This window comes from Rhizobium sp. 18055 (assembly GCF_902706285.1).
GTDB lineage: Bacteria > Pseudomonadota > Alphaproteobacteria > Rhizobiales > Rhizobiaceae > Rhizobium.
This window is the reverse complement of sequence record NZ_CACSKD010000149.1, coordinates 1-541: the sequence shown is the minus strand read 5'-3', so window position 1 is coordinate 541 and position 541 is coordinate 1. Positions and strand designations below refer to the sequence as shown.

General features: G+C 59.3%; 1 protein-coding gene. It reads left to right on the top strand.

What is annotated here, in order from left to right:
* Nucleotides 1-541, top strand: a 541-nt coding sequence (locus tag GVL52_RS28445) for an AAA family ATPase (RefSeq protein WP_160012698.1), incomplete at both ends; no start/stop codon positions are given.

The following is a 541-nucleotide window of genomic DNA, read 5'->3' as shown; positions in this document are numbered from 1 at the left end:
GGGGCAAAGGTAGGCCTCCTCGGCGATACGAAGCAGCAAAAATCCGTTGGGGCTGGTGCTGCACTTCAGCCAATAGCCGACAAGCTTGGTTCGCACCGTCTGGACGAGATACGCCGGCAGCATCGCATCGAGGAACGGGAGGCTGTGAAGCAGTTGTTCGATGGCCATGCTGCTGAGGCCTTGAAGACCTTTGCGAAGCGCGAAGGTGGCATCAACGTCGTGCGCGGCGCCGATGAAGAGGTAAACGAGGCCCTGGTGAACGCTTGGTCGAACAGCCGCTCTAGGGCGGTCGGTGACACCGTCGCTTTTTCCCGTGGTGGCCGTGAATTGGTGGGGCAAATCATCCACCAAGACGATCGGCATTGGACCGTAGCAGCGGGCCAGGAGTTGCACCAGGTCGAACGTTCGCACCTGATCCTCGCGGCCGACAACAGGTCGGTCAAAGAACTCAATCGCCTAGCCCAGGAGAAGCTGAAAGAAGAAGGGCTTTTGGGTGAAGGGCGTGAGTTGCAAACCATCGATGGGCTGCAGGAGTTCCACG